This window comes from Empedobacter sp. UBA3475 (genome assembly GCF_002378465.1).
In the GTDB taxonomy this organism is placed as follows: Bacteria; Bacteroidota; Bacteroidia; order Flavobacteriales; family Weeksellaceae; genus Empedobacter; species Empedobacter falsenii_B.
In genome coordinates this window covers 57,524-84,103 of sequence record NZ_DFRA01000046.1, presented here as the reverse complement: position 1 = coordinate 84,103, position 26,580 = coordinate 57,524, and the positions used below count along the sequence as shown (strand labels likewise).

The following is a 26,580-nucleotide window of genomic DNA, read 5'->3' as shown; positions in this document are numbered from 1 at the left end:
GTTAATTTGCTTTTACATTAAAACCTCCGTAATTAAAATCTCCACCACGACCAAACATATCGTCGTCTTTGTCTTTACGTGTTTGATCCTCTAATGGGAACTCTTTGCGTAACGGATGATAATCCATTTCTGGAACATTCATGACACGAATTAAATTTGGATGTCCTACAAAATCAACTCCATAGAAATCATACGCCTCGCGCTCTAACCAGTTAGCTGTTTCGAATAATTTAGTTGCGGTAAAAATCGAAGGTTTTTCGATTGGTAAAGCAAATTTTAATCGAACCTCAACTCCTTCATATAGATTATAAACTAAATAGGTTACAACCAATTCTTCTCCAACATTATTAGGATAATGAATAGCAGTTAAATCCTTCAAAAATTTGAAAGATAATTGCTCATCATCATATAAATATTGTAAAATCTTTAGATTGAAATCTTTGTTAGCGTATAAAGTCAATACACCGAAATGCTCTTCGTATCCGTATATATTTTCTTGAAACTTCTGAACCAAACGGTCTTTTATAAATGAATTGTCCATTATTTCAACTTATTTAATTCCATAACTTGCTAAAAGTTGTTGATATTCTTCGCTACTTCTGCGACGAACACTTTCGCTCTCTACCAACTCCTGAATACGCATTACACCATCGATAATTGCTTCTGGACGAGGCGGACAACCTGGCACATATACGTCTACTGGAATTACTTCATCAATTCCTTGTAAGACCGAATATGTATCAAAAATTCCTCCCGAACTTGCACAAGCGCCAACAGCAATCACCCAACGAGGTTCTGCCATTTGGATGTAAACTTGCTTCAGAACTGGTGCCATTTTTTTAGAAATTGTACCCATTACCATCAACAAATCGCACTGACGAGGCGTAAAAGCCAAACGCTCAGATCCAAAACGTGCCAAATCGTATGTCGAACCCATAGTCGCCATAAACTCGATTCCGCAACAACTTGTCGCAAATGGTAAAGGCCAAATAGAGTTTTTACGCGCTAATCCAACTACTTTTGATAGTTGCATCGCCATAAAACCTTCACCTTCAAAACCTCCTGGAGACTCTACAATCTTCACATTGGTATTGTGTGTTACTGGTCTTTTATTATGAATCATTATACTATTATTTTAGAATTTTAATCGCTCTATTTTTCCCAATTAAGAGCTCCTTTTTTGCGTACATACAAGTACATCACAAAGAATAATCCAACGAATGTTACAACTGCTGCAAAACCTTCCCAACCTAACTCTTTAAAATTCGCTGCATATGGGTAAAAGAAGATTACCTCTACGTCGAATAACACGAATAAAATGGCTACTAAGAAGTATTTAATTGCAAATGGCTGTCTTGCATTTCCAACTTTCTCAATCCCAGACTCGAAATTCTCTAATTTTTCGTCTGTCTTTCTCGATGGCCCAAGAAAATGCGTCGCAACGATAGTACCCGCTACAAACGCAAAAGCAATCACAAAAAGAATGAGAATAGGAATATAACTTGATGCTGTTTCCATAACTACTTTACTATTTTTCCAACTAATATTTTATCGATAAAAATAATAATAAAATATCATATTATTTATGTGAATTAGTTTTCAGTAAGTTGTAGTTCTTTATATGATAAATTATATATTATTTATTTATATCGGAAGTTTGATAATTGAATAAAAAAAGGAGAACTAACAACTTGGTCAATTCTCCCTATGTATTTTATTAGATTACTAATTAAAACTTAAAAAAGTTAATGAATTAATAAATTTTGTAGACCTTGTAGTGCTTCATTCACAGTTTTAATATGTTCAAATCGTACTAACAATGTTGGGTACTCTTCTCCTTTTTTGGGTGATTTTTCCTTAAAACTGATGTTTTTAGGGTTATTTTGAACGTAATTTAAAATTAATCTAAATTCATCTGACTGATAAAATTCGCTTTGTGGTTTATTAATAAAATAAGCCAATAAAACACCATTTTTCATCACCAAACGTTCGAAACCTAATTTTTTACTGATCCATTTCAGTTGAATTGATTCCAATAAATTTTCGGCTTCAATTGGTAATTTTCCAAAGCGGTCAATCAAATTATTTTTAAACGTTTGTAAATATGTTTCAGTTTCGACATCAGCTAATTCTTTGTACAGCAATAAACGCTCTTCCGAACTTTCAATGTATTCGTCTGGGAACATAATTTGTAAATCCGAATCAATTTGCACATCCGACACATACGATTTTACTTCTTCCGATTTTTGATCTTCGAACAAATCTTTGAAATCCGTTTCTTTCAATTCTTCTATCGCTTCATTCAAGATTTTTTGATACGTTTCGAATCCAATATCCATCATAAATCCTGTTTGTTCAGCACCTAAAAGATTTCCAGCTCCACGAATTTCTAAATCTTTCATCGCAATATTGAATCCTGATCCTAAATCAGAAAACTGCTCAATTGCTTGCAAACGTTTACGCGCTTCGTCCGTTAAAACCGAAAGTGGTGGCGCAACCAAATAACAAAACGCTTTGCGGTTACTACGACCAACACGTCCACGCATTTGATGCAAATCTGCCAAACCGAAATTCTGCGCATCATTAATTAAAATCGTATTCGCATTCGGAACATCTAAACCAGATTCGATAATAGTTGTTGACACAAAAACATCATATCGACCATCAATAAAATCGAGTAAAACGGCTTCTAATTCTTTCCCATCCATTTGTCCATGACCAATCGCCACACTCGCATCAGGAACTAATCGTTGTACCATTCCAGCAATATCTTTTAACGATTGCACACGATTGTGAATGATATAAACTTGTCCACCACGTTGCATTTCATACATAATCGCATCACGGAAAATCTCTTCATTAAAACCAACCAATTGCGTATCGACAGGTTGTCTATTTGGTGGAGGAGTTTTGATAACCGATAAATCACGCGCAGCCATCAACGAGAATTGAAGTGTACGCGGAATTGGCGTCGCAGTCAAGGTTAATGTATCAATATTTTCGCGAAGTGTTTTCAATTTATCTTTTACACCAACACCAAATTTGTGTTCCTCATCCACAATTAATAATCCCAAATCTTTGTATTCAATTTTTGGATTAACCAATTGATGCGTTCCTATCACAATATCAACTTGACCAGATTTTAAACCATCTAAAACAGCTTTTTTCTTTGCTCCTGTTACAAATCGATTGAGATAAGCAACTTTCACAGGCAAATCTCGTAAACGCTCTGAAAATGTCTTGAAATGTTGAAAAGCTAAAATCGTTGTTGGCACTAAAACAGCAACTTGTTTTCCATCAACAGCTGCTTTCATCGCCGCACGAATCGCAACCTCTGTTTTCCCGAAACCAACATCTCCACAAACCAAACGATCCATTGGGCGTTCAGATTCCATATCCGTTTTTACATCTTGCGTCGCTTTGTACTGATCGGGCGTATCTTCATAAATAAAAGATGCTTCCAACTCATTTTGCAAATACGTATCAGGCGAATACGCAAAACCTTTTCTGGCACGGCGTTTCGCATATAATTTAATCAAATCGAAAGCAATTTCTTTTACTTTAGCTTTGGTTTTATTCTTTAAATTTTTCCAAGCTGGAGATCCAAGTTTTGAAATTTTTGGCTCAGCGCCATCTTTTCCTCTAAACTTTGCAATTTTATGCAACGAATGAATATTAACATACAGAATATCATTATTTTGATAAATCAATTTGATTGATTCTTGCGTTACGCCATTATTATTCAATCGTACCAAACCTGCAAATTTTCCGATCCCATAATCTATATGCGTCACAAAATCTCCAACTTGCAACGAATTGATTTCCTTTAGCGTAATCGCTTCTTTTTTGGAAAATGAATTTCGAAGATTGAATTTATGATATCGACCAAAAATCTGGTGATCTGTATAACACGTTAATTTGATTTCTTCGTCAATAAAACCTTGATAAATAGATCCCAAAACGGGAATATATGAAACTTCTTTTCCGATATCATCAAAAATTTCTTCGAAACGTTTGATTTGATTTTCATTGGAACAAATCAGTGCATTTTTGAAACCTTCGGCTTTATGCTCATTCAAATCATCAATTAATAACTCGAATTGCTTATTAAAACTTGGTTGAGGTTTGAATGGTGATTCTATTTCTTCAACTGTTTCAAAATAAGATTTCATGGAACATTCAATAACTCCATAAGATGAAATTTGTTGAAGAAATGCATTCTCATTCAAAAATAAATGATTCGGTTCTGCTTGTTTAATTTCTCCTTTCAATTCTGAAAAAGCAACTTCCGCTTGTTCAAAATTCTTGGTGATTTGTTTCGCTAAAACAGAAATATTTTTCGCGATAACTAAACTATCTTTCGAAATATATTCTAAGAAACTTTCTCGTTTTTCGTTAATCGATTTACTCTCAAGATTTGGAATAATCGTAATTTCTTTTGTCGTTGCAATGGACAATTGATTCTCGATATCAAACGTTCTGATGGTTTCCACCTCATCACCAAACAACGAAATTCGATAAGGATGCTCATTCGAAAACGAAAAAACATCTATAATTCCACCACGAATCGAGAATTCTCCCGGTTCAGAAACAAAATCAACACGATGAAAATTATAAGAAGATAAAACCTCCGTTAAGAAATCAATTCCTAAATCATTTCCAACCTTCACTTTAAGTGTATTCGTAGAAAGCGCTTTTTTTGTCACTACTTTTTCAGACAAGGCTTCCGCATATGTCACCACAATTTTTGGGCGTTTCGAATGCGATAATACATTTAAAACCTCTGTTCTAATAACAACATTTGCATTATTTACTTCCTCAATTTCGTAAGGACGCTTATAAGAAGACGGAAAAAATAGAATTTGTTCTTTATCAAACAAAGTTTCCAAATCATTTAACACATAAGCCGCTTCTTCTTTATCATCAAAAATTAGAATCGTAGGACGCGCAACACGATCATATAAATGACCAGTTATAATGCTCAATCCTGAACCTAAAAAACCTTTGATATTGACTTTATGCTGTGGATTATTTTTAAAATTGACAATAAGCTTCTGTACGAAATCTGAAGAATCGTATAAGCTAAAAACGTTGTGAATAGTTTTCTGTTCCAAAGTTTTGCAAATATAAAATTTTATAAACTTATTTTTAAACAATCTTTAAAAAAAGCAATGTTAAAATGCGAATTTTCAATTAATGAAAATTTTTCGGAAAATTTATAAAAAAAGTTGAGCTAAGTTAAAAAAATTAATCCTAGCTTTGGCTTATCAAAAAAAGAAAATGAAATTAGTTCACAACATTATCAACTTGATTATTTTAGTCATTCTTATCCCAGGGAGTGGTAATTAGTTGTGTACGTACAAAATAACAATTAAAGCCACTTCTTAACGAGGTGGCTTTTTTTATGGAGAAAAATTAATTAAACAATATTATGCAAAACAATTTCGTCATTATTATCATTATTATTTTAGTCTTGGTCTTACGATTAGGAAAGGTGGTTTTATGACAAATTTTTTGAACGATTTTTTATGAGCCACCTTTATTCAGGGTGGCTTTTTTTTATGTTTTTAATACAAACAATGTCAAATAAATAGTGATGAAAAACAACAACAAAGCACTAAACAAACATAGTCGAACCGTTACGCAAGATGACACTTTACCCGCGTCACAAGCGATGTTACATGGGATTGGCTTAACAAACGAAGACCTTAAAAAACCATTAATCGGAATTGCAAGCATGGGGTACGATGGAAATACTTGCAATATGCACCTAAATCAATTTGCACAGTTGGTACAAGATGGAATGAAAGCCGAAAACCTAATCGGATTGAAGTTCAACACTATCGGAATTAGCGATGGAATTACCAACGGAACTTCAGGAATGCGCTACTCTTTAGTAAGTAGAGAAATCATTGCAGATTCTATCGAAACTGTTTGTGCAGGACACTTTTACGATGGCGTAATTACTATTCCTGGTTGTGATAAAAACATGCCAGGATCGATTATGGCAATGGGACGTTTAAACCGTCCTTCGATCATGATTTATGGTGGAACAATTGCTCCGGGACATTACAAAGAAGAGGAATTAAACATTGTTTCTGCTTTCGAAGCATTAGGAAAAAAATTAAACGGAAATCTTGATGACAAAGATTTTTGTGGAATCATTCAGAATGCTTGTCCTGGTCCAGGTGCTTGTGGCGGAATGTATACAGCAAACACAATGGCAGCGGCGATTGAAGCAATGGGAATGAGTTTACCTTATTCTTCGTCTTACCCTGCTCTTAGTCAAGAAAAGAAAAACGAATGTACAACTGCGGCACATTATCTAAGAATTTTATTAGAAAAAGATATTAAACCAAGTGATATCATCACGAAGAATTCTTTAGAAAATGCAATCAAAACAATTGTTGTTTTAGGCGGAAGCACAAATGCTGTTTTGCACTTATTAGCAATTGCAGCGACTATGAATATCAAATTATCATTAGACGATATACAAGCAATTAACGATAAAACATCAGTAATAGCAGACTTAAAACCTAGTGGAAAATACTTGATGGAACATTTGAGTAAAGTTGGTGGAGTTCCTGCTGTTTTAAAGTATATGTTACAAGAAGATTTAATCGATGGAAGTTGTTTAACGGTTACTGGAAAAACATTAGCCGAAAATTTAGCATCGGTTCCTGATTTAGATTTCTCTAAACAAAATATTATTCGTCCATTATCTAATCCCATAAAAGAAACTGGACACTTACAAATGCTTTACGGAAACCTTGCTCCTGGCGGATCGGTATCTAAAATATCTGGAAAAGAAGGTTTTTATTTTAAAGGAAAAGCACAAGTTTTTAATAGCGAAGTTGAAGTTTTAAAAGCAATCGAAGATTTACAAATCAAAGCTGGAAGCGTTATCGTCATCCGAAACGAAGGTCCGAAAGGTGGTCCTGGAATGCCAGAAATGTTGAAACCAACATCTGCCATTATTGGAGCTGGATTAGGAGATAAAGTCGCTTTGATTACAGACGGACGATTTAGTGGCGGAACGCACGGATTTGTCGTCGGTCACATAACACCAGAAGCTTTTGAAGGAGGTCCAATCGCATTAGTCGAGAATAATGATCTCATCGAAATTGACATCAACAAAAATGAATTAAACCTTTTGATTGATGAAAAAACATTAGAAAATCGAAAAAATAACTGGAAACAACCCGCATTAAAAGTAAAAAATGGAGTCTTATACAAATACGCAAAGCAAGTCGGAAACGCTTCAGAAGGATGTCTTACTGACCAATAAACCAACTCAAATTTCAGGTTCACAAGCGATTATTAACGCTTTATTGTCCGAAGGAGTTACAACAGTCTTTGGCTATCCTGGTGGCGCAATTATGCCTATATATGATGCTTTGTATGATTACAAAGATAAATTAGAACACATTTTAGTTCGTCATGAACAAGGAGGCATTCACGCTGCGCAAGGTTATGCAAGAACTTCAGGAAAAGTAGGTGTAGCTTTTGCCACGAGTGGTCCAGGCGCAACGAATTTAGTCACTGGAATTGCAGATGCCATGATTGATAGCAATCCTATTGTATGTATCACAGGACAAGTTTTCGCTTCTCTTTTAGGAACGGATGCTTTTCAAGAAACTGATGTTATCAACATTACTAATCCCATCACGAAATGGAATTATCAAATTACTGATGCGGAAGAAATCAATGATGTTTTAGCAAAAGCTTTTCATATCTCACGCTCTGGAAGACCAGGACCTGTGTTGATTGACATTACAAAAAATGCTCAAATACAGCTTGTTGAAAAGAAAAAATATGAGAAATGCACTCATGTTCGCAGTTATAGACCAGAACCAGAAATAAGAACTGAATATGTAAAAGCTGCTGCTGAACTTATTAATCAAGCTAAAAAACCATTTGCGATTATTGGTCAAGGAATACTGCTTGGAAAAGCAGAACAAGAGTTAAAAGATTTCTTAGAAAAATCTGGAATTCCTGTAGCAACAACTTTAATGGGGTTAAGTTCTTTAGATACAGATCATCCACAATATGTTGGTTTATTAGGAATGCATGGAAATTATTCTCCGAATGTCAAAACAAATGATTGCGATATATTAATTGCTATTGGGATGAGGTTTGATGACCGCGTAACCGGACGTTTAGACAAATATGCAAAACAAGCGAAAGTGATTCATCTCGATATTGATCCAGCAGAAATTGGTAAAAATGTAAAAGTTGCTGTTCCTGTTTGGGGTGATTGCAAGAAAACGCTTCCATTATTAACAAATTTGATTGATCCTAATGACCACTCAGAATGGTTAAAAGAATTTAGAGATCTCGAAAAAGAAGAACGCACAGAAGTTATTGAGAAAGAATTCCATCCAACAACTGATGTGATGTCTATGGCTGAGGTTATTAATACATTAAATGAGTTAACAAACGGAGAAGCAGTAATTGTGACAGACGTTGGGCAACATCAAATGTCTGCTTGTCGTTATGCTAAATTCAAAGACTCTAAACTTTTGGTTACATCGGGCGGATTAGGAACAATGGGCTTTGGATTACCTGCTGCAATTGGAGCATGGTACGGAGCACCAGAAAAAGACATTGTCATGGTTTGTGGAGATGGTGGTTTCCAAATGACGTTACAAGAAATGGGAACGATTATGCAATTCGGAGCTAAAGTAAAAATGTTAATTCTAAACAATAGCTTCCTTGGAATGGTACGTCAATGGCAAGAATTATTCAACGACAAACGCTATTCTTTCGTAGATATTACAAGTCCAGATTTTGTTGCACTTGCAAAAGCATACCAAATAGAAGGTCAAAAAATAGAGGCAAGAAATGAATTGAAAAATGCTTTAAAAGAAATGTTAGAACACAATGGCTCTTATCTTTTAGAGGTTATGGTAGGAAAAGAAAATAATGTATTTCCTATGGTAGAACAAGGCACAAGTGTTTCTGAAATTAGATTAAAATAAATTATTATGGACTCAAAACAAGAATATACAATTACGTTATATACAGAAAATTCCATAGGAATTTTAGGAAGAGTTGCAGGAATTTTTACTCGACGAAAAATTAATATTGAAAGTTTAAGCACTTCTCCATCAGAAATAGAAAATGTACACAGATTTACAATTGTTATTGAAGAATCGGAAGAAGTCGTTCGAAAACTTTGCATGCAAATTGAAAAACAAATCGATGTTCTTAAAGCTTATTTCAATAATAATGATGAATTAATCTGGCAAGAACAAGCTTTATACAAAGTGCCAACGAATATTATTGCAGAAAAGGCATACGTAGAACGTTTATTGCGTCAATATGGTGCAAATACAGTTGTGATTCGCAATGATTATACGGTTTTTGAAACAGCTGGTCATCGTGAAGAAATTGATAATCTAACACAAGAATTAACGAAATATGGCTTAATAGAATTTGTTAGAGGAGCCAGAATAGCGATTATCAAAGCGAGTGCTGGTTTTCATGAAAAATTATTACAATTCGAGAAAGACGAACCATCAAAAGAAGTAATCGAAAATGAATTCCTAAACGAAGGAACCTCAGTTTTCACAATGTAAAGACAAACAATTCAACAAATAATTCATTAAAAAACACAAAAATGACTAATTACTTTAATTCTCTATCATTGAGAGATCAATTATATCAACTAGGACAAGCAGAATTTCTAAATAACTCAGAATTCGCAAAAGGTACAGACGCATTAAAAGGTAAAAAAATTGTGATTGTAGGTTGCGGTGCGCAAGGATTAAACCAAGGATTAAATCTACGCGACAGTGGTTTAGACGTTTCGTATGCCTTACGCAAAGAAGCCATTGAACAACAAAGAGATTCTTGGAAAAATGCAACAAGTCATAATTTTACAGTTGGTACTTTCGAAGAATTAATCCCAAATGCTGATGTTGTGGCAAATTTAACGCCAGACAAACAACACACGCAAGTAGTTAATACTATTCAACCTCTTATAAAAGAAGGCGCTACACTTTTATATTCTCATGGATTCAATATCGTAGAAGAAGGAGTGCAAATTCGTAAAGATATTACGGTAATCATGGTTGCACCAAAATGTCCTGGTTCAGAAGTTCGAGCAGAATATTTAAGAGGATTTGGAGTTCCTACATTAATTGCCGTTCACCCAGAAAATGATCCTAAAGGAAAAGGACTTGACCAAGCAAAAGCATATTGTGCAGCGACTGGTGGTCACAGAGCGGGAGTTTTAAAATCATCATTTGTTGCGGAAGTAAAATCAGATTTGATGGGAGAGCAAACCATTTTATGTGGTCTTTTACAAACAGGCTCTATTCTTTCTTTCGAAAAAATGATTGAAAACGGAATTGATGCTGGTTATGCTTCAAAATTGGTTCAATATGGTGTGGAAGTAATTACCGAAGCCTTAAAACATGGTGGAGTTAGTGGTATGATGGATAGATTAAGTAATCCTGCCAAAGTAAAAGCTTTTGAATTATCAGAAGAATTAAAAGACATTATGCGTCCATTATTCCAAAAACATCAAGACGACATTATTTCTGGTGAGTTTAGTAAAACAATGATGGAAGATTGGGCAAATGATGATAAAAATTTATTAAAGTGGAGAGCTGAAACTGAAGAAACTGCTTTTGAAAAAACACCCGCTGGAGATGCAAATATTACTGAACAAGAATATTTTGATCATTACACTTTAATGGTTGCTTTTGTTCGTGCTGGAGTTGAATTAGCTTTCGAAACTATGGTGGAAGCAGGTATTAAACCTGAATCAGCTTACTACGAATCATTACACGAAACACCATTGATTGCAAATACAATTGCTCGTAAAAAATTATTCGAAATGAATCGTGTAATTTCTGATACAGCAGAATATGGTTGTTATCTTTTCGATCAGGCTTGTAAACCTTTGTTAAAAGATTTTATGACAAAAGTAAACGTAGACGTTGTCGGAAAAAATTACAACGAAGGAAAAGACAATGCTGTTGACAATGCGACATTGGTACACATAAATGATGTTTTACGTAATCATCCTGTCGAAACTGTGGGAAAAAAACTTCGTAAAGCAATGACTGCTATGAAAACCATAAAAACGGCATAATCAAATATTAAAATAACTAAGAAAATAGTGAATTATGACAAAGGGACTTAGAAGTGAGAAAACTGAGACCTTAGGCGTTTCGCTTGACGAAGTAAACTTAGCACAAATGAATTTGAAAGGAGTTGCCAAAAACACTCCTTTCGATTTCAATGAAAATTTAAGTCGTCAATTTGATGCGAATGTCTATCTAAAACGAGAAGATTTACAAGTCGTCCGTTCATACAAATTACGTGGTGCTTATAATAAAATCGTTCAGTTATCAGAACAAGAAAAAAATAATGGTGTAATCTGCGCAAGTGCAGGAAATCACGCACAAGGTGTGGCGTATTCGTGTCAACAATTAAATATCAAAGGTAAAATTGTGATGCCAACGACGACACCTCAACAAAAAATAAAACAAGTAAAATGGTTTGGGAAAGATCAAATCGAAATCATTTTACATGGTGATACATTTGATGATGCATCGGCTTTTGCACATCAATTATCCCAAGAAGGAAATATTACATTTATTCATCCTTTTGATGACGAAAAAGTAATCGCAGGACAAGGAACTGTTGCTTTAGAAATTTTGAATCAATGCAATCAACCAATCGATTATATTTTCGTGCCAATTGGCGGTGGAGGTTTAGCATCTGGCGTTATTTCTGTGATGAAAACACTTAGTCCAAACACCAAAATTATTGGCGTAGAACCGAGTGGCGCAGCAAGTATGGCAGAAGCTATCAAACAAAAACAATCTGTTGCATTAGCGAAGATTGACCCTTTTGTAGATGGCGCAGCTGTAAAAAAAGCAGGTGAAAAAACCTACAAAATCTGTGCAGAAGGTTTAGAAACAACTTGTGCTGTTCCAGAAGGAAAAGTTTGTTCGAGCATTTTGCGTTTGTACAATGAAGACGCAATTGTTGTAGAACCAGCAGGCGCTTTGAGTGTTTCGGCTTTAGATTTTTTCAAGGAAGAAATCAAAGGAAAAAATGTGGTTTGCGTGCTTAGTGGAAGCAACAACGACATTACGCGAATGGAAGAAATAAAAGAAAGAAGTTTGCAATATGAAGGTTTGAAACATTATTTCATTATCAATTTTCCTCAACGTGCTGGCGCTTTAAAAGAATTAGTGAACGAAGTTTTGGGTGAAAATGATGACATCACCTATTTCCAATACACGCAAAAAAATAACAAAGAAACAGGTCCAGCAGTAGTTGGCATTGAATTAGACAAAAAAGAAGATTTAGATGGTTTAATTTTTAGATTAGAAAATCATCATTTCGACTATCAATATCTTAACACAGACAACACACTCTTTTCGTTAATGATTGGATAATTTTTCCATCATTAATATACTATTCAAAAAAAGCAAAGCTTCTATTTAGTTAGAAACTTTGCTTTTTAATTTATTAATTATTCAACAACCAATTTTTTAACTCATCAAAATTATTGTTCATTTTAACTTTATTCGATTGTTTCGATTTCAATTCTTCGACTTCTTTTGGATAGACAATTTTATCTCGTATTTCTTTCGGAAAAACTTCAGGAAATTTACACGGATGCGCTGTCGATAAAAATACCACTAACTCTTTTTCATCTTGCTTTTTCGCTTGGTATTCCTTCGCTGCCAACCACGCAATCGACGTATGCGGACAAGCAATGTAATCATATTCTTGATTAATTTTAACAATTGCATTTGTCGTTTCAATATCTGAAAAAGCTTTTGAAACCATTTTTGATTTTAATTGCTCCATATCTTGCTCAAAAAATTCCATCACGCGAACCCAATTACTCGGATTTCCGACATCCATTGCATTCGATAACGTTTGTACAGAAGGTTTTGGTTGATAATTTTCGGTTTCTAGAAATGATGGAACAGTGTCATTCGCATTTGTCGCCGCAACAAATTGTTCAACTTCCAATCCTAATTTTGAAGCTAAAATACCAGCCGTAATATTTCCGAAATTTCCACTCGGAACAACAAAAGAAACATTCTCAAAACCTTTTCTTTTTGCTCGAGCAAATGCTTCAAAATAATAGAAAGATTGCGGGATTAAGCGAGCAATATTAATCGAATTTGCTGAGGTTAAGTTTAGATTCTTCATTAAATCTTTGTCTAAAAATGCTTGCTTTACCAAGGCTTGACAATCATCAAAAGTTCCGTCAATTTCTATGGCACGAATATTTTTTCCGTTCGCTGTTAATTGCAATTCTTGTATCGGCGACACTTTTCCTTTGGGATACAAAATCGTTACTCTCGTCCCTTCTACTCCCAGAAAACCGAGTGCTACAGCTCCTCCTGTATCGCCAGAAGTTGCGACCAAAACATCTAACAGTTGATTATCTTTTTTCGAATAATGTGCCATCACGCGACTCATAAATCTCGCTCCAAAATCCTTGAATGCAAAAGAAGGTCCGTGAAACAATTCCAAAACAGCTAAATCATCTTCTAAAAATACCAAAGGCGCAGGAAAATTAATTACCTCATCAATCAAATTATTAATCATTTCTTCAGAAAAATCATCTTTTAATAAGTGATTTGTCACCTTTTTCGCAATCTCTTGAAATGAATAATTTTCAATAGAATTCAACCAATTTTCATCTAATTTTTCCAACGACAAAGGCATATACAATCCTTTATCTTCTGGCAAAGATTGGAAAACCGCTTGTTTAAAATCAACTCTGTTCTTATGATTATTTGTACTATATAATTTCATTTTTAGTGTTTTATGTAAGGTCCTTGTTGATTGATTTTAGAAACAAATGATAAATGTTCAATTTCTTTTATCGTCAAAAAATCATTTAGTTTTTGTTCGATATTTTCTGCACCCAATTTACTTTTAGATAACGCCATAACTGTTGGTCCAGAACCAGAAATACCGAATGTTAATGCATTATTTTCGAGCGAAATACTTTTCATTTCATTAAAATATGGAATCAATAAAGAACGATTTGGTTCGATAATATCATCTTGCATCGAACGACCAATCTCTTCGTAATCATTCTCATAAAGCGCTGCAACCAAACTTGCAATATTTCCCCATTGCTTTATTGCTTTACTCAATTGCACTTTATCTTTAATTAATTTGCGCGCATCCTTTGTTGGCACTTCTACTTTTGAGTAAATCAGTGTGACATATAAATTTTCAGGAACAGGTAAAGAACGCACCAAAATCGGCTCATAAGAAGGAATCAACGTAATTCCTCCAAACAACGATGGCGCAACATTATCCGCATGAGCAGCGCCACAAGCCAATCGTTCGCCTTCCATACAATAAGGCAAAAGCTCATTTTTAGAAAGTGGTTTTCCTAATAATTCATTCAATGCAAAAAGTCCAGAAACTGTGCTCGCCGCGCTTGAACCTAAACCACTTCCAATTGGCATTTTTTTGTGTAATTCTATCGATAATCCAAAAGAATCTTGTAGACCTAAATCACAAAATAATTTCCATGCCGAATGAGAAACTGTATTTTTCATCGCATCCAAAGGCAATTTACCCTCGTCACCTGTAATTGTCAGAATTTCGATTCCTAACTTTTCTGTCTTTTTCATGATTACCTCATCACCTGGATAATCCACCGCAAAGCCCAAAATATCATATCCACAGATCATATTGGCAACTGTTGCAGGAGCAAAAACATGTACTTTATCTAAAAACTTCGCTTGATCAAGCTTATATTTATTTTCGATTATTTGATTCATCTTTTATCGTATTGAACTTATATTAACTAAATCTGCAAAAACGCCAGCTGCTGTAACTTCTGCACCAGCTCCAGGTCCTTTCACAACCAAAGGACGTTCCTTGTAACGCGCTGTTGTAAAGGAAATAATATTATCGCTTCCAGACAAGGCATAAAACGGATGTTGATTATCCACCAATTCTAACGAAATTGATATTTTTCCATCTTCTAAAATCCCGATGTAACGAATCACTTTCTGCTCCTCATCTGCTTGATGTTTTATCTTTTCGAAATAATCATTTTCGTTGACTAATTCTTGATAAAAATCTTCTACAGTTGCAGCTTCTAAACAAGATTTAGGCAAAATAGAATCGATTTTTACATCTCCCGCTTCAATTTCGTAACCATTGTCACGAGCAAGAATCAACATTTTTCGCATAAAATCTATTCCACTCAAATCATCGCGAGGATCTGGTTCTGTATAACCTAATTCTTGCGCTTTTTTTACAATTTCGGCAAATGTATTTTCACCTTTAAAATGATTAAATATATACGAAATTGTTCCTGATAAAATTGCTTCAATTTTTAAGATTTGATCTCCACTCATTCTTAAATCTTTCAACACGCTAATAATTGGTAAACCTGCTCCAACATTTGTTTCGTAAAGAAAATCAATACCATATTTTCGAGCAGTTTCTTTCAATTTTTTATACTCTTGATAAGAAGATGAATTCGCAATTTTATTACATGTCACAACCGAAATACTGCTTTCAAAAATTTGTTTGTAATAATTTGGCAAATCAGAACTCGCAGTATTATCTACAAAAACACAATTTGGTAAATTATACTGTTTCATTTTTTGGATAAATTCATTCAAATCAGCTGGAGAAGAAGAATTTTCTAATTCATTTTTCCAATTCGATAAATTAATTCCGTTTTCATCAAACATCATTTTTTTTGAATTTGATAATCCAACCAATTTTATTTCGATATCATTATTTTTTGCTAAAAAATCTTTCTGTTTTTCTAATTGATTTAAAAATGTCGACCCAATATTTCCTACTCCAACATTGAAAACATGAATTGTTTTTTTCAAATGATTAAAAAACGCATCATGTACCGCATTTAAAGCTTTTGACAAATCATTTTCGTTAATCACAACCGAAATATTATACTCCGAAGAACCTTGCGCAATCGCTCTGACATTGATTCCATTTCGTCCTAATGCATAAAATAACTTGCCCGAAACACCAACCATTTTCTTCATGTTTTCTCCAACAATTGCAATAATTCCGAGATTTTCTTCAATTTCAATTGGTTCCAACCATTTTGCTGCAATTTCCAAACAAAACTCTTCTTCAATTAATTGCTTTGCTTTTTCGACTTCATTATGATGAATGGCAAGCGTGATACTATGCTCTGACGAAGATTGCGTAATCAACACAATGTTGATATGATGTTGCGCTAAAAGTGAAAAAAGTTTTCCACTAAAGCCCAATTTGCCAACCAAGCCGCTTCCTTTTATATTGACTAATGCAATATCTTTGATCGACGAAATTCCTTTAATTGGATAATCTGTTGGTTGCGAATCGAACTGAATTTTTGTTCCCTCAAAATCCGGTTGAAATGTGTTTTTAATTAAAATCGGAATTCGAAGTTTAAAAGCTGGAGCCATTGTTGGCGGATAAATCACTTTCGCACCGAAATACGACAATTCCATCGCTTCTGTATACGATAAATTTTCTAACGAAAAAGCTTTGTTCACAAAACGAGGATCCGCCGTCATCATTCCATTTACATCTGTCCAAATTTCAATTTGTTCTGCATGTAAAGCCGCACCAATCAAAGCCGCAGTGTAATCAGAACCTCCTCTTCCCAAAGTTGTCACTCGTCCTTCTTCATTAGCAGCAATAAACCCTGTTACAACTAATAATTTATCCGAATAATCTTTTGCTAATTGTTGAATATTCTGAAACGATTTTTCCTCGATAACATTCGCTTGACCAAAATTATGATCAGTCAAAATATAATCTGATGCATTAATCGCCAATGAATTTCCAACATGCTCTTGCATTACTTTTGCTATTAATAAAGCACTACATCTTTCGCCGAAACTCAAAATCAAATCTTTTGTTTGAGGGCTTAATTCTTTCAGAATTTCCACCCCTTCTAATAATGCTTCCAACTCATTCATCAACAATTTTAATTTTGTTAAAATCGGATTTTGATTCGGCACATCGATTAAAGCTTTTACAATTTCGAAATGTTTGTCTTGAAAAAGTTTTAAATCATTTTCATCAAAATTTCCTGATGAAGCTTCTTCAGACATTTTGGTTAATAAATTGGTCAAACCAGAAATAGCAGACACAACCAAAATAATCGAGTTATTTTGTTGCTTTTCCTGTTTAACAATTTCTACGACCGCGCGGATACCTTCTACCGATCCGACTGATGTTCCTCCGAATTTTAAAACTTTCATAATTTAAATTTTGATCATAAAAAAAGCATCTTCCTTTTGAGAAGATGCTTTTGCATTATTTTTTAGAATATAAATACATAACAAGACTTCTCTAAGTGTGAACACTAGAAGTCGTCGTAATTGAAATGATTGTATTTAATCCGTTTTGTTTCATTATTGATAACGAATATACAAACTTTTTCAATAAATCATTGCGTATTTATTATTTTTTTATATTTATTTCACCGAATCCTTTTTAACGGCCAAAGAATCTGACTGATCAACTATAGGTTTTACATCACTTGCATAGCCAACAACAATTCCGTCTAACTTATCAATTTTTCTTACTTTAAACGTTTCTGTTCCTTCCGCTCCTTTAAAAGACACTTTATAAACTGCTTCGTAAACTGTTTTGTCACCATCTTCAAGAGGCGTCATTTTCTCAAAGTTGTAGACATCAACTGGTCCATATTGTTTAACCACCGCATTCAAATCATCCACATTTACGCCTTCTACTTTGGAAAAAAGTGAATCTGGTTTATCTGCTCTGTATTTGTAAACATCTAAAACTGCTTCTTTCACCTTATAATCTGGCAAATCTGATTTTTTATTACATGCTGTTAAAGCCAAAATACCGCCAACCATAAGTAATGTACTTGCTTTCATAATTCCTATTTTTTTTGTGTTAATTGATTATAACTAATGTAAAAATAAATAAGATGAAAAACAAGTATTTTTATTGAAATCAAATAGATAGAAACAAAAAAGTCGATTCTGTTATAGAATCTACTTTTGAATATCTTTTATTGTAAAATGAATTTTACAATTCAAAATTCACATAAAAACCTTCGTGACCTCGAACATTGAAAACTGTATTGTCTTCAAAAATCAAGTATTGACCTTTTATTCCTTTCAAAACACCTTCTATTTCTGGCGTTTTTTTCAGGTTTAATGATTTTACTTTTTCTGGATAAGATAAAACTGGATATTCAAACTTCCAAACTACTGGCTCATCAACCAAAAATTGTTGAAAATCTGGATTCACTTCATTTCTGATTTCGTGATACTTTTCGAACAGATTAATTTCTGGTACATCATTTTTTAACATTCTTTGCCAATTCGTTTTATCAGCAATAACATTTTTCAACGAAACCTCTATCATTCCAGCTTCGTAACGATTATCCGTTCGCGCAATAATAATAGCTTCTGAAGCTCCTTGATCGATCCAACGTGTTGGCACTTGCGTTAAACGTGTTACACCTACTTTTATTCCCGATGAATTTGCCAAATACACAATATGCGGTTGCAATTCGAATTTCGTTTCAAACTCTAAATCACGTTGCGCAATTCCCAAATGTGCTGTAGAAAGTTCTGGATTGATGATACTTGGATTAGCTTCTGGAACTGTAAAAAAACAATTTTTACAATATCCCATCTGATAAATCTCTTTATCCTCGTGACAGTTTAAACATTCGTAATGATCAAAGTTAATCTTGATTTTTTTTCCTAACAATTGATTCATAACGATAAAATCATTCTTGAAATTCCAATAATAATTGATTGGCATTCCATTTTCAGTTGTCATTTTACGAATTTGTCCTTCAAACTGCATCTTGCTAAAAAAGTTTAATTAATTTTGTGTAAATCTACAAAACTTTTAGCGTATGGGAATAGTCAATAAGATTATGGAAATTATGATGCGTAGCCGAATGAATGTCATCGAAGAAAGCATCAAAAATCCTGTTGGTACGCAAGAACGTGTGTTATTTGAGAATATCAAAAAAGCCAAATCGACTATTTACGGAAAAGAATTTCATTTTGACGAAATCAAAACGACACAGAAATTTCAAGAACAAGTTCCTGCGGTGCATTACGAGGATTTTCAACCTTATATTGAATTAGCGAGAAAAGGTGAAAAAGATGTCACTTGGCACGGAAAAATAAAGTGGTTTGCGAAATCTTCTGGAACAACAAACGCGAAAAGTAAATTTATTCCAATTAGTAATGAATCCTTAGAAGATTGCCATTACGCTGCAGGAAAAACAATGTTTGCATTGTACTTAAATGCTTATCCCGAAACGGATATTTTCATGCACAAAAACCTAAGAATTGGCGGAAGTAGTGAGCTTTATCAAAAATATGATACGCGTTTTGGTGATTTATCTGCTATTTTGATTGATAATTTACCTTTTTATGCTGAGATGAAAAATATTCCGAATCGTGAGATTTCTTTAATGTCTGATTGGAATGTGAAGATGAATGCGATTATCAATGCAACAAAAAATGAAGATGTTGGTTCTTTAACTGGCGTTCCTTCATGGATGCTGGTTGTATTGAACAAATTATTAGCCGAAACTGGAAAGAATTATTTGGACGAATTATGGCCAAATCTCGAAGTGTTTTTTCATGGCGGAATCAGCTTCAAACCTTATGCAGAAAACTATAATTTAATCACACAAAAAAAATTAAATTATTTCGAATTATATAACGCTTCCGAAGGTTTTTTTGGAATTCAAGATCAATTGCACAGCAAAGATTTGTTGTTATTATTAGACAACGGAATTTTTTACGAATTTATTCCAATGGAAGAATTTGGTTCAGAAACTCAACGATTTTTAACAATTGGAGAAGTTGAAGTTGGTAAAAATTACGCTATGGTGATTACAACAAATGGAGGTTTGTGGCGCTATATCATTGGTGATACGGTTCGCTTTACATCTACAAATCCTCATCGAATTGTTGTTTCTGGACGAACAAAACATTATATCAATGCATTTGGCGAAGAATTGATGATAGAAAACGCTGAAGAAGCTTTGAAACGTGCTTGTATGCAAACAAATTCAATTGTTTCTGAATATAGTGCTGGTCCAATTTTTATGCAAGGAAAAGAAAAAGGCGCTCACGAATGGATAATAGAGTTTGATAAAGAACCTGAAAATTTTGAGCAATTTATTGATTGTTTAGACAAAAGTTTACAAGAAGTTAATTCAGATTACGAGGCAAAACGTTACAATAATATGACACTTAATCGACCGATTGTACACAAAGCGCGCAAAAAATTATTCATCGAATGGATGGCTTCTCGTGGTAAGTTAGGTGGACAAAATAAAGTTCCGAGGCTAGCAAACACTCGCGAATTTATAGAACTATTAATTGAACTAAACAATCGATCATAATAAACAAAAAGAGAATCAATATGATTCTCTTTTTTTGGTTTAAAATAAATAGGATAATTACCTCGAAACAAGTAAATTTACTATTAAGAGAAAAAATACCTATTAATGCGAAGTACGAATTTATCTGAACTTAAGTTCCACCAAATTGTGGAAAATAAGTTTCAAATTTACAACAGTCTCTTTATGAGTCTGCCCTACGAAAAAATGCAAAATATCGGATCATTGATCCCGTTTTTGTACGATGAAAGTCAAAAAGGTTTACCTGAAGGTAAATCGCCAAATGAAATCATCAACAATTTTTTTGAGAAATACACTGATTTAAAAACCGAACAAGAGCAAATCGATTTGATGTTTCGAATGATACAATACATCGAGCGACAAGTTGTTTTGTTTGATAGTATCGAAGATGCTGCATTTCCGTCATTACATTCCGAAAATGAAAAAGGAAGTTTGGAAAGCATTTACCATATTGCGCAAGCGCAAGGTAAAATGGAGCAAGTAAAAACGAGAATTGAAGATTTTGTGACAAGAGTTGTTTTTACAGCACATCCAACACAATTTTATCCAACAAATGTTCAACAAATTATTCAGGATTTACGCGATGCTATTCAACAAGATTCGGTAAGTAAAATTGATTTATTGTTGCAACAATTAGGAAAAACACCTTTCATCAACGAAGAAAAACCGACACCTTACGATGAAGCAGTTTCGATTATTTATTATTTACGAAATGTGTATTATCAGACAATTGGACGATTGTATAACGAAATCAATCAATTGTTTTTTACAGAAAGTCAACCACTAAAATCTCCTGTCATTCAATTAGGTTTTTGGCCTGGAGGTGATCGCGATGGAAATCCTTTCGTTACAGCAGAAATTACGTGGAAAGTAGCAAGTTTATTGCGAACAAGTATCTTAAAAAATTATTACAATCATCTAAAAATTGTTCAAAGACGATTAACGTTCAAACATGTTACAGAGCCTTTAAAAGCGTTGAGTAATTTGATTTACGAAAATATGTTCAATGAAAATGGAACAATTACAATTGATGAAATCAAAACGCGCTTACAAACGATTCGTACAATTTTGATTGAACAACACAATGGTGTTTTCTTAGATATTCTGGACGATTTTATCACACGTGTTGATATTTTCGGATTGCATTTTGCTTCTTTGGATATTCGTCAAGATTCGCGTGTTCATCAAAAAGTAATTAACCAAATTGTTGAAAAATATACTGGAATTAATCTGAAAGATTTAAGCGAAGCAGAACAAATCGAATTGTTAACAAATCCTTCATTTACTGCTAAGCCTGAAGATTTTGAAGATGATATTGTGATTGATACGATCAAAAATGTTTATCAATTAAAAACAATTCAGCAACGAAATGGCGAATTAGGTGTTAACCGATACATTATTTCAAATTCTGAAACCATTTTCGATGTTTTAAATGTTTATGCTTTATTCAAATTTTGTGGTTATCAAGACGATGAAATTAAGTTTGATATCATGCCACTTTTCGAGACGATTAGAGGTTTAGATGGTGCTGAAAATACGATGAATAAATTGTATAATTTACCTATTTATGCGCAACATTTAGAACGTAGAAAACAACGTCAATCGATTATGTTAGGTTTTTCGGACGGAACAAAAGATGGTGGTTACATCAAAGCGAATTGGGAAATTTATCGTACCAAAGAAATCCTTTCGAATGTTTCGGATAAAAATCAAATCGAAGTTATTTTCTTTGACGGTCGTGGTGGACCTCCTGCGCGTGGTGGTGGAAAAACGCACGAATTTTACGCTTCTCAAGGGAAAACAATTGCGAATCACGAAATTCAAATTACAATTCAAGGACAAACAATTACGTCGAATTATGGAACAATGCCGCAGGCAAAATATAATTTTGAACAATTGTACACAGCTGGTATTATTTCGGATGTTTTCTCGACAAGCACAAGTCAGATTTCGCCAGATGAGCGAATTTTGATTGATAAATTAGCCACAATTAGTTATCAGAAATACGAAGATTTGAAAGCGCATCCTTCATTTTTACCTTATTTAGAAAATATGAGTACGCTTAACTATTATGGAAAAACGAATATCGGAAGCCGTCCGAGTAAACGAGGTGGTGATAAAAAATTAGAGTTCGATGATTTGCGTGCTATTCCATTTGTGGGTTCTTGGAGTCAATTAAAACAAAATGTTCCGGGATATTTTGGTGTTGGAACAGCTATAAATGAATTGAAAAAACAAGGTCATTTAGAGGATGTAAAAGATTTATTCAAGAATTCGAGCTTCTTCAAAACATTGATCCAGAATAGTATGATGTCGATGGAAAAAACTTATTTTCCATTAACATCTTATATGAAAAATGATCCTGAATATGGTGAATTTTGGAATATTTTGCACGATGAATTTGAATTATCAAAAGCATTATGTTTAGAAATTTCGGGTTACACAGAATTGATGCAAGACGAACCATTGAACAAATCTTCGGTACAAATGCGCGAAAAAATTGTGTTACCATTATTAACGATTCAACAATTTGCGTTGAACAAAATTCATCATGAAAGTGAGTTCAAATCAATCTATGAGCAAATTGTGATGCGTTCGTTATTCGGAAATATTAATGCGAGTCGAAATTCGGCTTAATTTTCAGAATATCTTAATACCTTCGCAACGATGGAAAAGATTATTTTAGGGATTGATCCTGGAACAATGGTGATGGGTTTTGGTTTGATTGAAGTCAAAAATAACAAAATAAAGTTGATTACTTTAGACGAATTGTTGTTGCATAAACTTCCGAACCAGCAAACGAAATTGAAAAAGATTTTCGAAAAAACTTTAGCCATTATCGATCAATATCATCCTGATGAATTAGCCATTGAAGCGCAGTTTTTTGGCGTTAATGTTCAGTCTATGTTAAAACTTGGACGTGCACAAGGCGTTTGTATTGCCGCTTGCCTGCATCGCGATATGCCTGTGGTAGAATATGCGCCAAAAAAAATTAAGATGGCGATTACTGGAAACGGAAATGCATCAAAAGAACAAGTTGCGGGCATGTTACAACATTTACTTGGTTTGAAAGAAATTCCGAAACGTTTGGATGCCACAGATGGTCTTGCCGTTGCGGTTTGTCATTATCTAAATTCGGGTAAAACAACTGGGACGTCAAATTCTTATTCGAGTTGGGATGCCTTTGTAAAAAATAATCCGAATCGAACAAAATAAAATATATTTGTAGTAGAATTAGCAACCTAATTCGTAAAACATAAAACACATCAAATGAAAAAATATTTAATCGCAGCATCAGTTTGTGCAACAGTTTTCTCTTCAGTGTTATTTTCTTGTAAAGATTCGACTGGAAAAAACAATACTGCAATCACTGAAATTGTTTCGAAAATTGAACAAAACAAATACAAAATTGGCGACAAAATCGATATTCCTTTAACTAATTTAGATGGAATTACGAAAGTTATTGTTTCGGTAGATGGACAAGAAGTTCCTGCTGATTTTACGATTGACGGAAAAACAATTGGATTAGGAAATCATACGGTTAATTTGAAATTCTTCAAAGGAGAAGAAGAAACAAATTCGCGCGATTTTACGTTTGTGGTTTATGCAAATGAGCCGGCTGCGCAATGGAATTATGAAATTGTAGGAACTTATCCACATAATCCAGATTATTTTACGCAAGGTTTTTATTTCAAAAACGGAAATATTTTCGAAGGAACTGGACTTCGCGGAGGAAAAACACGTTTGATTGAATATAAATTGGGGGCAACTGAACCTACAAAATTATATCAAATCAAAGACGATGTTTTTGGAGAAGGAATTACAGAACTGAATGGTTTTATTTATCAATTAACATGGCAAGATCGTGTGATTTATAAATATGATTTAAACTTTAATCAAGTTGAAAAATTTGATATGCCAGCTCAAATTATCGAAGGTTGGGGAATTACAACAATTGGAAAAGAATTGGCCATAACAGAAGGTTCTCAACGTATTCATTTCTTTGATGAAAACTTTAATTATCTAAGAACTGTTCAAGCTTTTGACAGTCAACAACCATATAGTTATTTGAATGAAATTGAATACCACGATGGTTTAATTTATGCAAATGTTTACCTAAAATCTGGACATGCAGATAACAGTAATATTGTGGTAATTGATCCGCAAACTGGCGCTGTAAAAGTAGAGTTTAACTTCGCTGAATTGAAAGGAAAACAAGGAAATCCGCAAGCACAAGAATTGAACGGAATCGCTTTCAAAGACAACGGAAATATGTTATTAACAGGTAAAAACTGGGATAAAATATTTGAAATTAAGATTAAGAAATAATTTCCTTAACACATAAAAAAGCAAAAAGCTCGACCTGCAAAATCGAGCTTTTCTTTTTCAAAAATCATCTAAAAAATTATAAGTAAAAATTTATGGTTATGAAAGATCCTATAACCAAAATTGATCTTTCCAATCTGTGTTAGTTAAAAGTGAATTAAATTGTTCTTTAATTACTTTTAACTTTTTTTGTGTTGCATTTTTCTCAAATTCAGGAAACATTTGTTTCTCCTCAAATCTGATGTGCAAATCCAATTCTTCTTCGATATAAATCAAACTTTTCATCGGATTTTTTGCATCTATTTTGAACAAGCGTCTCAAACGTCTATGTTCTTTCAATGCTCTTTTTACCAAGTAATGATCTTCATCTAAAAGCGAAAACAAGTAATTTTCTTCTATCTCAAATTTTTTGAATAATACTTTTTCCCCATACCAATTTACATAATCAACAATTCGTTGAATATCGACTCCTTTATCTATTCCAGCACGAATATTCCAACAAAAAAATAATGTTTTATGATGCCTTTCGCACGCTTCATTTAGATTTACTGTTACAGTATAACTCATCTGAGAAGCAGTTGTTTGAGGAAGTTCTATTAATAGGTTCATTGTTATAATTTTTCAATTCGGATAATCGGATATTTTTATCTTATTTTTAATCAAATTTTTTTAATGCTTAAGAAAAGCAATTCCTTTCTCTAGATCATCAATCAAATTAAACATCGATGTCTTTTCTAGCATACCTCGCAAATCATTACGAATTGCAAAAACACGGCTATGTAAAGCACAAGGTTTGTTAGTATCGCATTCTACTAAACCTAAAATGCAACTATGATAAAGACCATCTCCGTCAATCGCTTTGATGATATTCACTAATTTGATATCTTCTAAATGCGCTGCATCCATTTGGAAACCTCCCATTTTTCCTTTGACAGATGAAATCACATTTGCTTTAACTAATTGTTGAAGAATTTTGGCTGTGTAAGCTTCTGGAGAATTAATAGAATTTGCAATTTGTTTTAAATTGACTCTCTTTCCTTCTACAGATTCTTGTGCAATAAACACACAAGCCTTAATTCCATATTCGCACGCTTTAGAAAACATTAATTTCTTTTATTCATTATAAATTATGAAGCAAATATACAACTAATTTTAAATCGGACAAATTTATCTTATTAAATTTTTAAAAATAAAAAAACCACTCAAAAATGAGTGGTTTAATATTATCTGAAAAGAAAATTTCTTAATCTTCGTCTTCGTCTTGATCAGCATCCTTAACTGCGTTACGAGAAGTACGAATAGCTACTACTACTGCGTTATCTGGATGAGCGAATGTGTAGTTATCATTTTTCAATGTTTCTACATACATTTTGTGACCAATTCTCATTGGAGTGATATCGATTTCGATTTCGTCTGGTAAGTTTGCTGGAATAGCACGAACTTTTAATTTACGCATATTGAAACGTAAAACCCCACCAGCTACTAAACCACGAGCACGTCCTACTAAACGAACTGGAACTTCCATAGTTACTGGTTTGTCCTCGTTTAATTGGTAAAAATCTACGTGTAAGATTTTATCCGTTACTGGGTGAAATTGGATGTCTTGTAAAATTGCTTGAATTTTAGCTCCATCAGCTAACTCGATAGTTGCTGTATGAGCATCTGGAGTGTAAACTAATGATTTGAATGCTTTTTCATCAGCTGAAAAGTGGATAGGCTCTCCAGAACCGTAAACCACACAAGGTACTTGTTCAGCATTACGTAGGTTACGTGTAGCCACTTTACCTAAGTCTTCTCTTTTTACACCTTGAATTGTAATTGACTTCATAATAATA

21 protein-coding genes are annotated in these 26,580 nt (G+C 33.6%); 9 read left to right on the top strand and 12 right to left on the bottom strand.

The genetic code is table 11. From position 1 onward, the window contains the following. Position 1: 1 nt before the first annotated feature. The 4 genes from B3I31_RS10680 to mfd all read right to left on the bottom strand — a co-directional run bounded on the left by B3I31_RS10680 (position 2) and on the right by mfd (position 5,114). Positions 2–541 (bottom strand): NADH-quinone oxidoreductase subunit C, encoded by a 540-nt coding sequence (locus tag B3I31_RS10680; protein WP_038333373.1) that lies wholly within the window; start codon positions 539–541, stop codon positions 2–4. 9 nt (positions 542–550) lie between these two features. After that, positions 551–1,123, bottom strand: a complete 573-nt coding sequence (locus B3I31_RS10675; protein WP_038333376.1) for an NADH-quinone oxidoreductase subunit B — start codon at positions 1,121–1,123, stop codon at positions 551–553. A 29-nt stretch (positions 1,124–1,152) separates the two neighbouring features. Next, complete coding sequence (locus tag B3I31_RS10670) at positions 1,153–1,518, bottom strand: NADH-quinone oxidoreductase subunit A (protein WP_115002285.1); 366 nt, start codon at positions 1,516–1,518, stop codon at positions 1,153–1,155. A gap of 227 nt (positions 1,519–1,745) precedes the next feature. Beyond that, positions 1,746–5,114, bottom strand: a complete 3,369-nt coding sequence (mfd, locus tag B3I31_RS10665; protein ID WP_286494974.1) for a transcription-repair coupling factor — start codon at positions 5,112–5,114, stop codon at positions 1,746–1,748. Positions 5,115–5,596: 482 nt separating this feature from the next. Here mfd and ilvD point away from each other — a divergent pair, with 482 nt between their 5' ends. From ilvD to ilvA, 5 genes are read left to right on the top strand one after another with little or no spacing between them, the layout of a single operon-like run. Continuing rightward, positions 5,597–7,288, top strand: coding sequence for a dihydroxy-acid dehydratase (gene ilvD / locus B3I31_RS10660; RefSeq protein WP_221854713.1), 1,692 nt, complete (start codon positions 5,597–5,599; stop codon positions 7,286–7,288). Then, positions 7,221–8,981, top strand: coding sequence for a biosynthetic-type acetolactate synthase large subunit (ilvB, locus tag B3I31_RS10655; RefSeq protein ID WP_291058637.1), 1,761 nt, complete (start codon positions 7,221–7,223; stop codon positions 8,979–8,981). Before ilvD ends, ilvB begins: the two co-directional genes overlap by 68 nt. Positions 8,982–8,987: 6 nt before the next feature. Then, on the top strand, positions 8,988–9,581 hold the full coding sequence (gene ilvN, locus B3I31_RS10650; protein ID WP_180905464.1) for an acetolactate synthase small subunit: 594 nt from the start codon (positions 8,988–8,990) through the stop codon (positions 9,579–9,581). Between the two features lie 41 nt (positions 9,582–9,622). Continuing rightward, positions 9,623–11,104, top strand: a complete 1,482-nt coding sequence (gene ilvC / locus B3I31_RS10645) for a ketol-acid reductoisomerase (RefSeq protein WP_291058635.1) — start codon at positions 9,623–9,625, stop codon at positions 11,102–11,104. 34 nt (positions 11,105–11,138) lie between these two features. Further along, positions 11,139–12,422 carry a threonine ammonia-lyase IlvA gene (ilvA, locus tag B3I31_RS10640; protein ID WP_221854717.1) on the top strand — a complete coding sequence of 428 codons (1,284 nt, stop codon included), beginning with the start codon at positions 11,139–11,141 and terminating at the stop codon, positions 12,420–12,422. 73 nt (positions 12,423–12,495) lie between these two features. Here the strand turns inward: ilvA and thrC are convergent, their stop codons facing one another. The 5 genes from thrC to B3I31_RS10615 form a co-directional block, all read right to left on the bottom strand. Next, positions 12,496–13,803 carry a threonine synthase gene (gene thrC / locus B3I31_RS10635; protein WP_291058633.1) on the bottom strand — a complete coding sequence of 436 codons (1,308 nt, stop codon included), beginning with the start codon at positions 13,801–13,803 and terminating at the stop codon, positions 12,496–12,498. A 2-nt stretch (positions 13,804–13,805) separates the two neighbouring features. Then, complete coding sequence (locus B3I31_RS10630; RefSeq protein WP_180905468.1) at positions 13,806–14,789, bottom strand: homoserine kinase; 984 nt, start codon at positions 14,787–14,789, stop codon at positions 13,806–13,808. A 3-nt stretch (positions 14,790–14,792) separates the two neighbouring features. Then, the gene (thrA, locus tag B3I31_RS10625; RefSeq protein WP_221854720.1) at positions 14,793–17,246 is read right to left on the bottom strand and encodes a bifunctional aspartate kinase/homoserine dehydrogenase I; all 2,454 of its coding nucleotides are present in this window, start codon (positions 17,244–17,246) and stop codon (positions 14,793–14,795) included. 216 nt (positions 17,247–17,462) lie between these two features. Then, the gene (locus B3I31_RS10620) at positions 17,463–17,891 is read right to left on the bottom strand and encodes a hypothetical protein (protein WP_291071197.1); all 429 of its coding nucleotides are present in this window, start codon (positions 17,889–17,891) and stop codon (positions 17,463–17,465) included. A gap of 154 nt (positions 17,892–18,045) precedes the next feature. Then, the gene (locus B3I31_RS10615; protein WP_291058628.1) at positions 18,046–18,837 is read right to left on the bottom strand and encodes a DUF2797 domain-containing protein; all 792 of its coding nucleotides are present in this window, start codon (positions 18,835–18,837) and stop codon (positions 18,046–18,048) included. A gap of 52 nt (positions 18,838–18,889) precedes the next feature. Here B3I31_RS10615 and B3I31_RS10610 point away from each other — a divergent pair, with 52 nt between their 5' ends. The 4 genes from B3I31_RS10610 (at position 18,890) to B3I31_RS10595 (ending at position 24,748) form a co-directional block, all read left to right on the top strand. Further along, entirely contained in the window at positions 18,890–20,401 is a 1,512-nt protein-coding gene (locus tag B3I31_RS10610) for a GH3 auxin-responsive promoter family protein (RefSeq protein ID WP_291071195.1), read from the top strand. 105 nt (positions 20,402–20,506) lie between these two features. Further along, positions 20,507–23,056, top strand: a complete 2,550-nt coding sequence (locus B3I31_RS10605; protein WP_414646598.1) for a phosphoenolpyruvate carboxylase — start codon at positions 20,507–20,509, stop codon at positions 23,054–23,056. 30 nt (positions 23,057–23,086) lie between these two features. Then, complete coding sequence (gene ruvC / locus B3I31_RS10600; RefSeq protein WP_125348885.1) at positions 23,087–23,635, top strand: crossover junction endodeoxyribonuclease RuvC; 549 nt, start codon at positions 23,087–23,089, stop codon at positions 23,633–23,635. A gap of 54 nt (positions 23,636–23,689) precedes the next feature. Then, the gene (locus tag B3I31_RS10595) at positions 23,690–24,748 is read left to right on the top strand and encodes a glutaminyl-peptide cyclotransferase (RefSeq protein ID WP_286494984.1); all 1,059 of its coding nucleotides are present in this window, start codon (positions 23,690–23,692) and stop codon (positions 24,746–24,748) included. A gap of 108 nt (positions 24,749–24,856) precedes the next feature. Here B3I31_RS10595 and B3I31_RS10590 read toward each other — a convergent pair whose 3' ends face one another. The 3 genes from B3I31_RS10590 to B3I31_RS10580 all read right to left on the bottom strand — a co-directional run bounded on the left by B3I31_RS10590 (position 24,857) and on the right by B3I31_RS10580 (position 26,573). Further along, positions 24,857–25,354 carry a hemerythrin domain-containing protein gene (locus B3I31_RS10590; protein ID WP_221854727.1) on the bottom strand — a complete coding sequence of 166 codons (498 nt, stop codon included), beginning with the start codon at positions 25,352–25,354 and terminating at the stop codon, positions 24,857–24,859. Between the two features lie 60 nt (positions 25,355–25,414). Continuing rightward, positions 25,415–25,849: an RrF2 family transcriptional regulator gene (locus B3I31_RS10585; protein WP_286494986.1), complete on the bottom strand. Its 435-nt coding sequence runs from the start codon at positions 25,847–25,849 to the stop codon at positions 25,415–25,417. A 139-nt stretch (positions 25,850–25,988) separates the two neighbouring features. Further along, a complete protein-coding gene (locus tag B3I31_RS10580; RefSeq protein ID WP_038336278.1) occupies positions 25,989–26,573 on the bottom strand; it encodes a 50S ribosomal protein L25/general stress protein Ctc in 585 nt (194 codons plus the stop codon). Positions 26,574–26,580: the final 7 nt, after the last annotated feature.

What these genes read in the sequence shown, in the direction of transcription:
- B3I31_RS10680 (WP_038333373.1), bottom strand. Translation starts at nt 541, where the DNA reads ATGGACAATTCATTTATAAAAGACCGTTTGGTTCAGAAGTTTCAAGAA.
- B3I31_RS10675 (WP_038333376.1), bottom strand. Translation starts at nt 1,123, where the DNA reads ATGATTCATAATAAAAGACCAGTAACACACAATACCAATGTGAAGATT.
- B3I31_RS10670 (WP_115002285.1), bottom strand. Translation starts at nt 1,518, where the DNA reads ATGGAAACAGCATCAAGTTATATTCCTATTCTCATTCTTTTTGTGATT.
- ilvD (WP_221854713.1), top strand. Translation starts at nt 5,597, where the DNA reads ATGAAAAACAACAACAAAGCACTAAACAAACATAGTCGAACCGTTACG.
- ilvB (WP_291058637.1), top strand. Translation starts at nt 7,221, where the DNA reads ATGGAGTCTTATACAAATACGCAAAGCAAGTCGGAAACGCTTCAGAAG.
- ilvN (WP_180905464.1), top strand. Translation starts at nt 8,988, where the DNA reads ATGGACTCAAAACAAGAATATACAATTACGTTATATACAGAAAATTCC.
- ilvC (WP_291058635.1), top strand. Translation starts at nt 9,623, where the DNA reads ATGACTAATTACTTTAATTCTCTATCATTGAGAGATCAATTATATCAA.
- ilvA (WP_221854717.1), top strand. Translation starts at nt 11,139, where the DNA reads ATGACAAAGGGACTTAGAAGTGAGAAAACTGAGACCTTAGGCGTTTCG.
- thrC (WP_291058633.1), bottom strand. Translation starts at nt 13,803, where the DNA reads ATGAAATTATATAGTACAAATAATCATAAGAACAGAGTTGATTTTAAA.
- B3I31_RS10630 (WP_180905468.1), bottom strand. Translation starts at nt 14,789, where the DNA reads ATGAATCAAATAATCGAAAATAAATATAAGCTTGATCAAGCGAAGTTT.
- thrA (WP_221854720.1), bottom strand. Translation starts at nt 17,246, where the DNA reads ATGAAAGTTTTAAAATTCGGAGGAACATCAGTCGGATCGGTAGAAGGT.
- B3I31_RS10620 (WP_291071197.1), bottom strand. Translation starts at nt 17,891, where the DNA reads ATGAAAGCAAGTACATTACTTATGGTTGGCGGTATTTTGGCTTTAACA.
- B3I31_RS10615 (WP_291058628.1), bottom strand. Translation starts at nt 18,837, where the DNA reads ATGCAGTTTGAAGGACAAATTCGTAAAATGACAACTGAAAATGGAATG.
- B3I31_RS10610 (WP_291071195.1), top strand. Translation starts at nt 18,890, where the DNA reads ATGGGAATAGTCAATAAGATTATGGAAATTATGATGCGTAGCCGAATG.
- B3I31_RS10605 (WP_414646598.1), top strand. Translation starts at nt 20,507, where the DNA reads ATGCGAAGTACGAATTTATCTGAACTTAAGTTCCACCAAATTGTGGAA.
- ruvC (WP_125348885.1), top strand. Translation starts at nt 23,087, where the DNA reads ATGGAAAAGATTATTTTAGGGATTGATCCTGGAACAATGGTGATGGGT.
- B3I31_RS10595 (WP_286494984.1), top strand. Translation starts at nt 23,690, where the DNA reads ATGAAAAAATATTTAATCGCAGCATCAGTTTGTGCAACAGTTTTCTCT.
- B3I31_RS10590 (WP_221854727.1), bottom strand. Translation starts at nt 25,354, where the DNA reads ATGAACCTATTAATAGAACTTCCTCAAACAACTGCTTCTCAGATGAGT.
- B3I31_RS10585 (WP_286494986.1), bottom strand. Translation starts at nt 25,849, where the DNA reads ATGTTTTCTAAAGCGTGCGAATATGGAATTAAGGCTTGTGTGTTTATT.
- B3I31_RS10580 (WP_038336278.1), bottom strand. Translation starts at nt 26,573, where the DNA reads ATGAAGTCAATTACAATTCAAGGTGTAAAAAGAGAAGACTTAGGTAAA.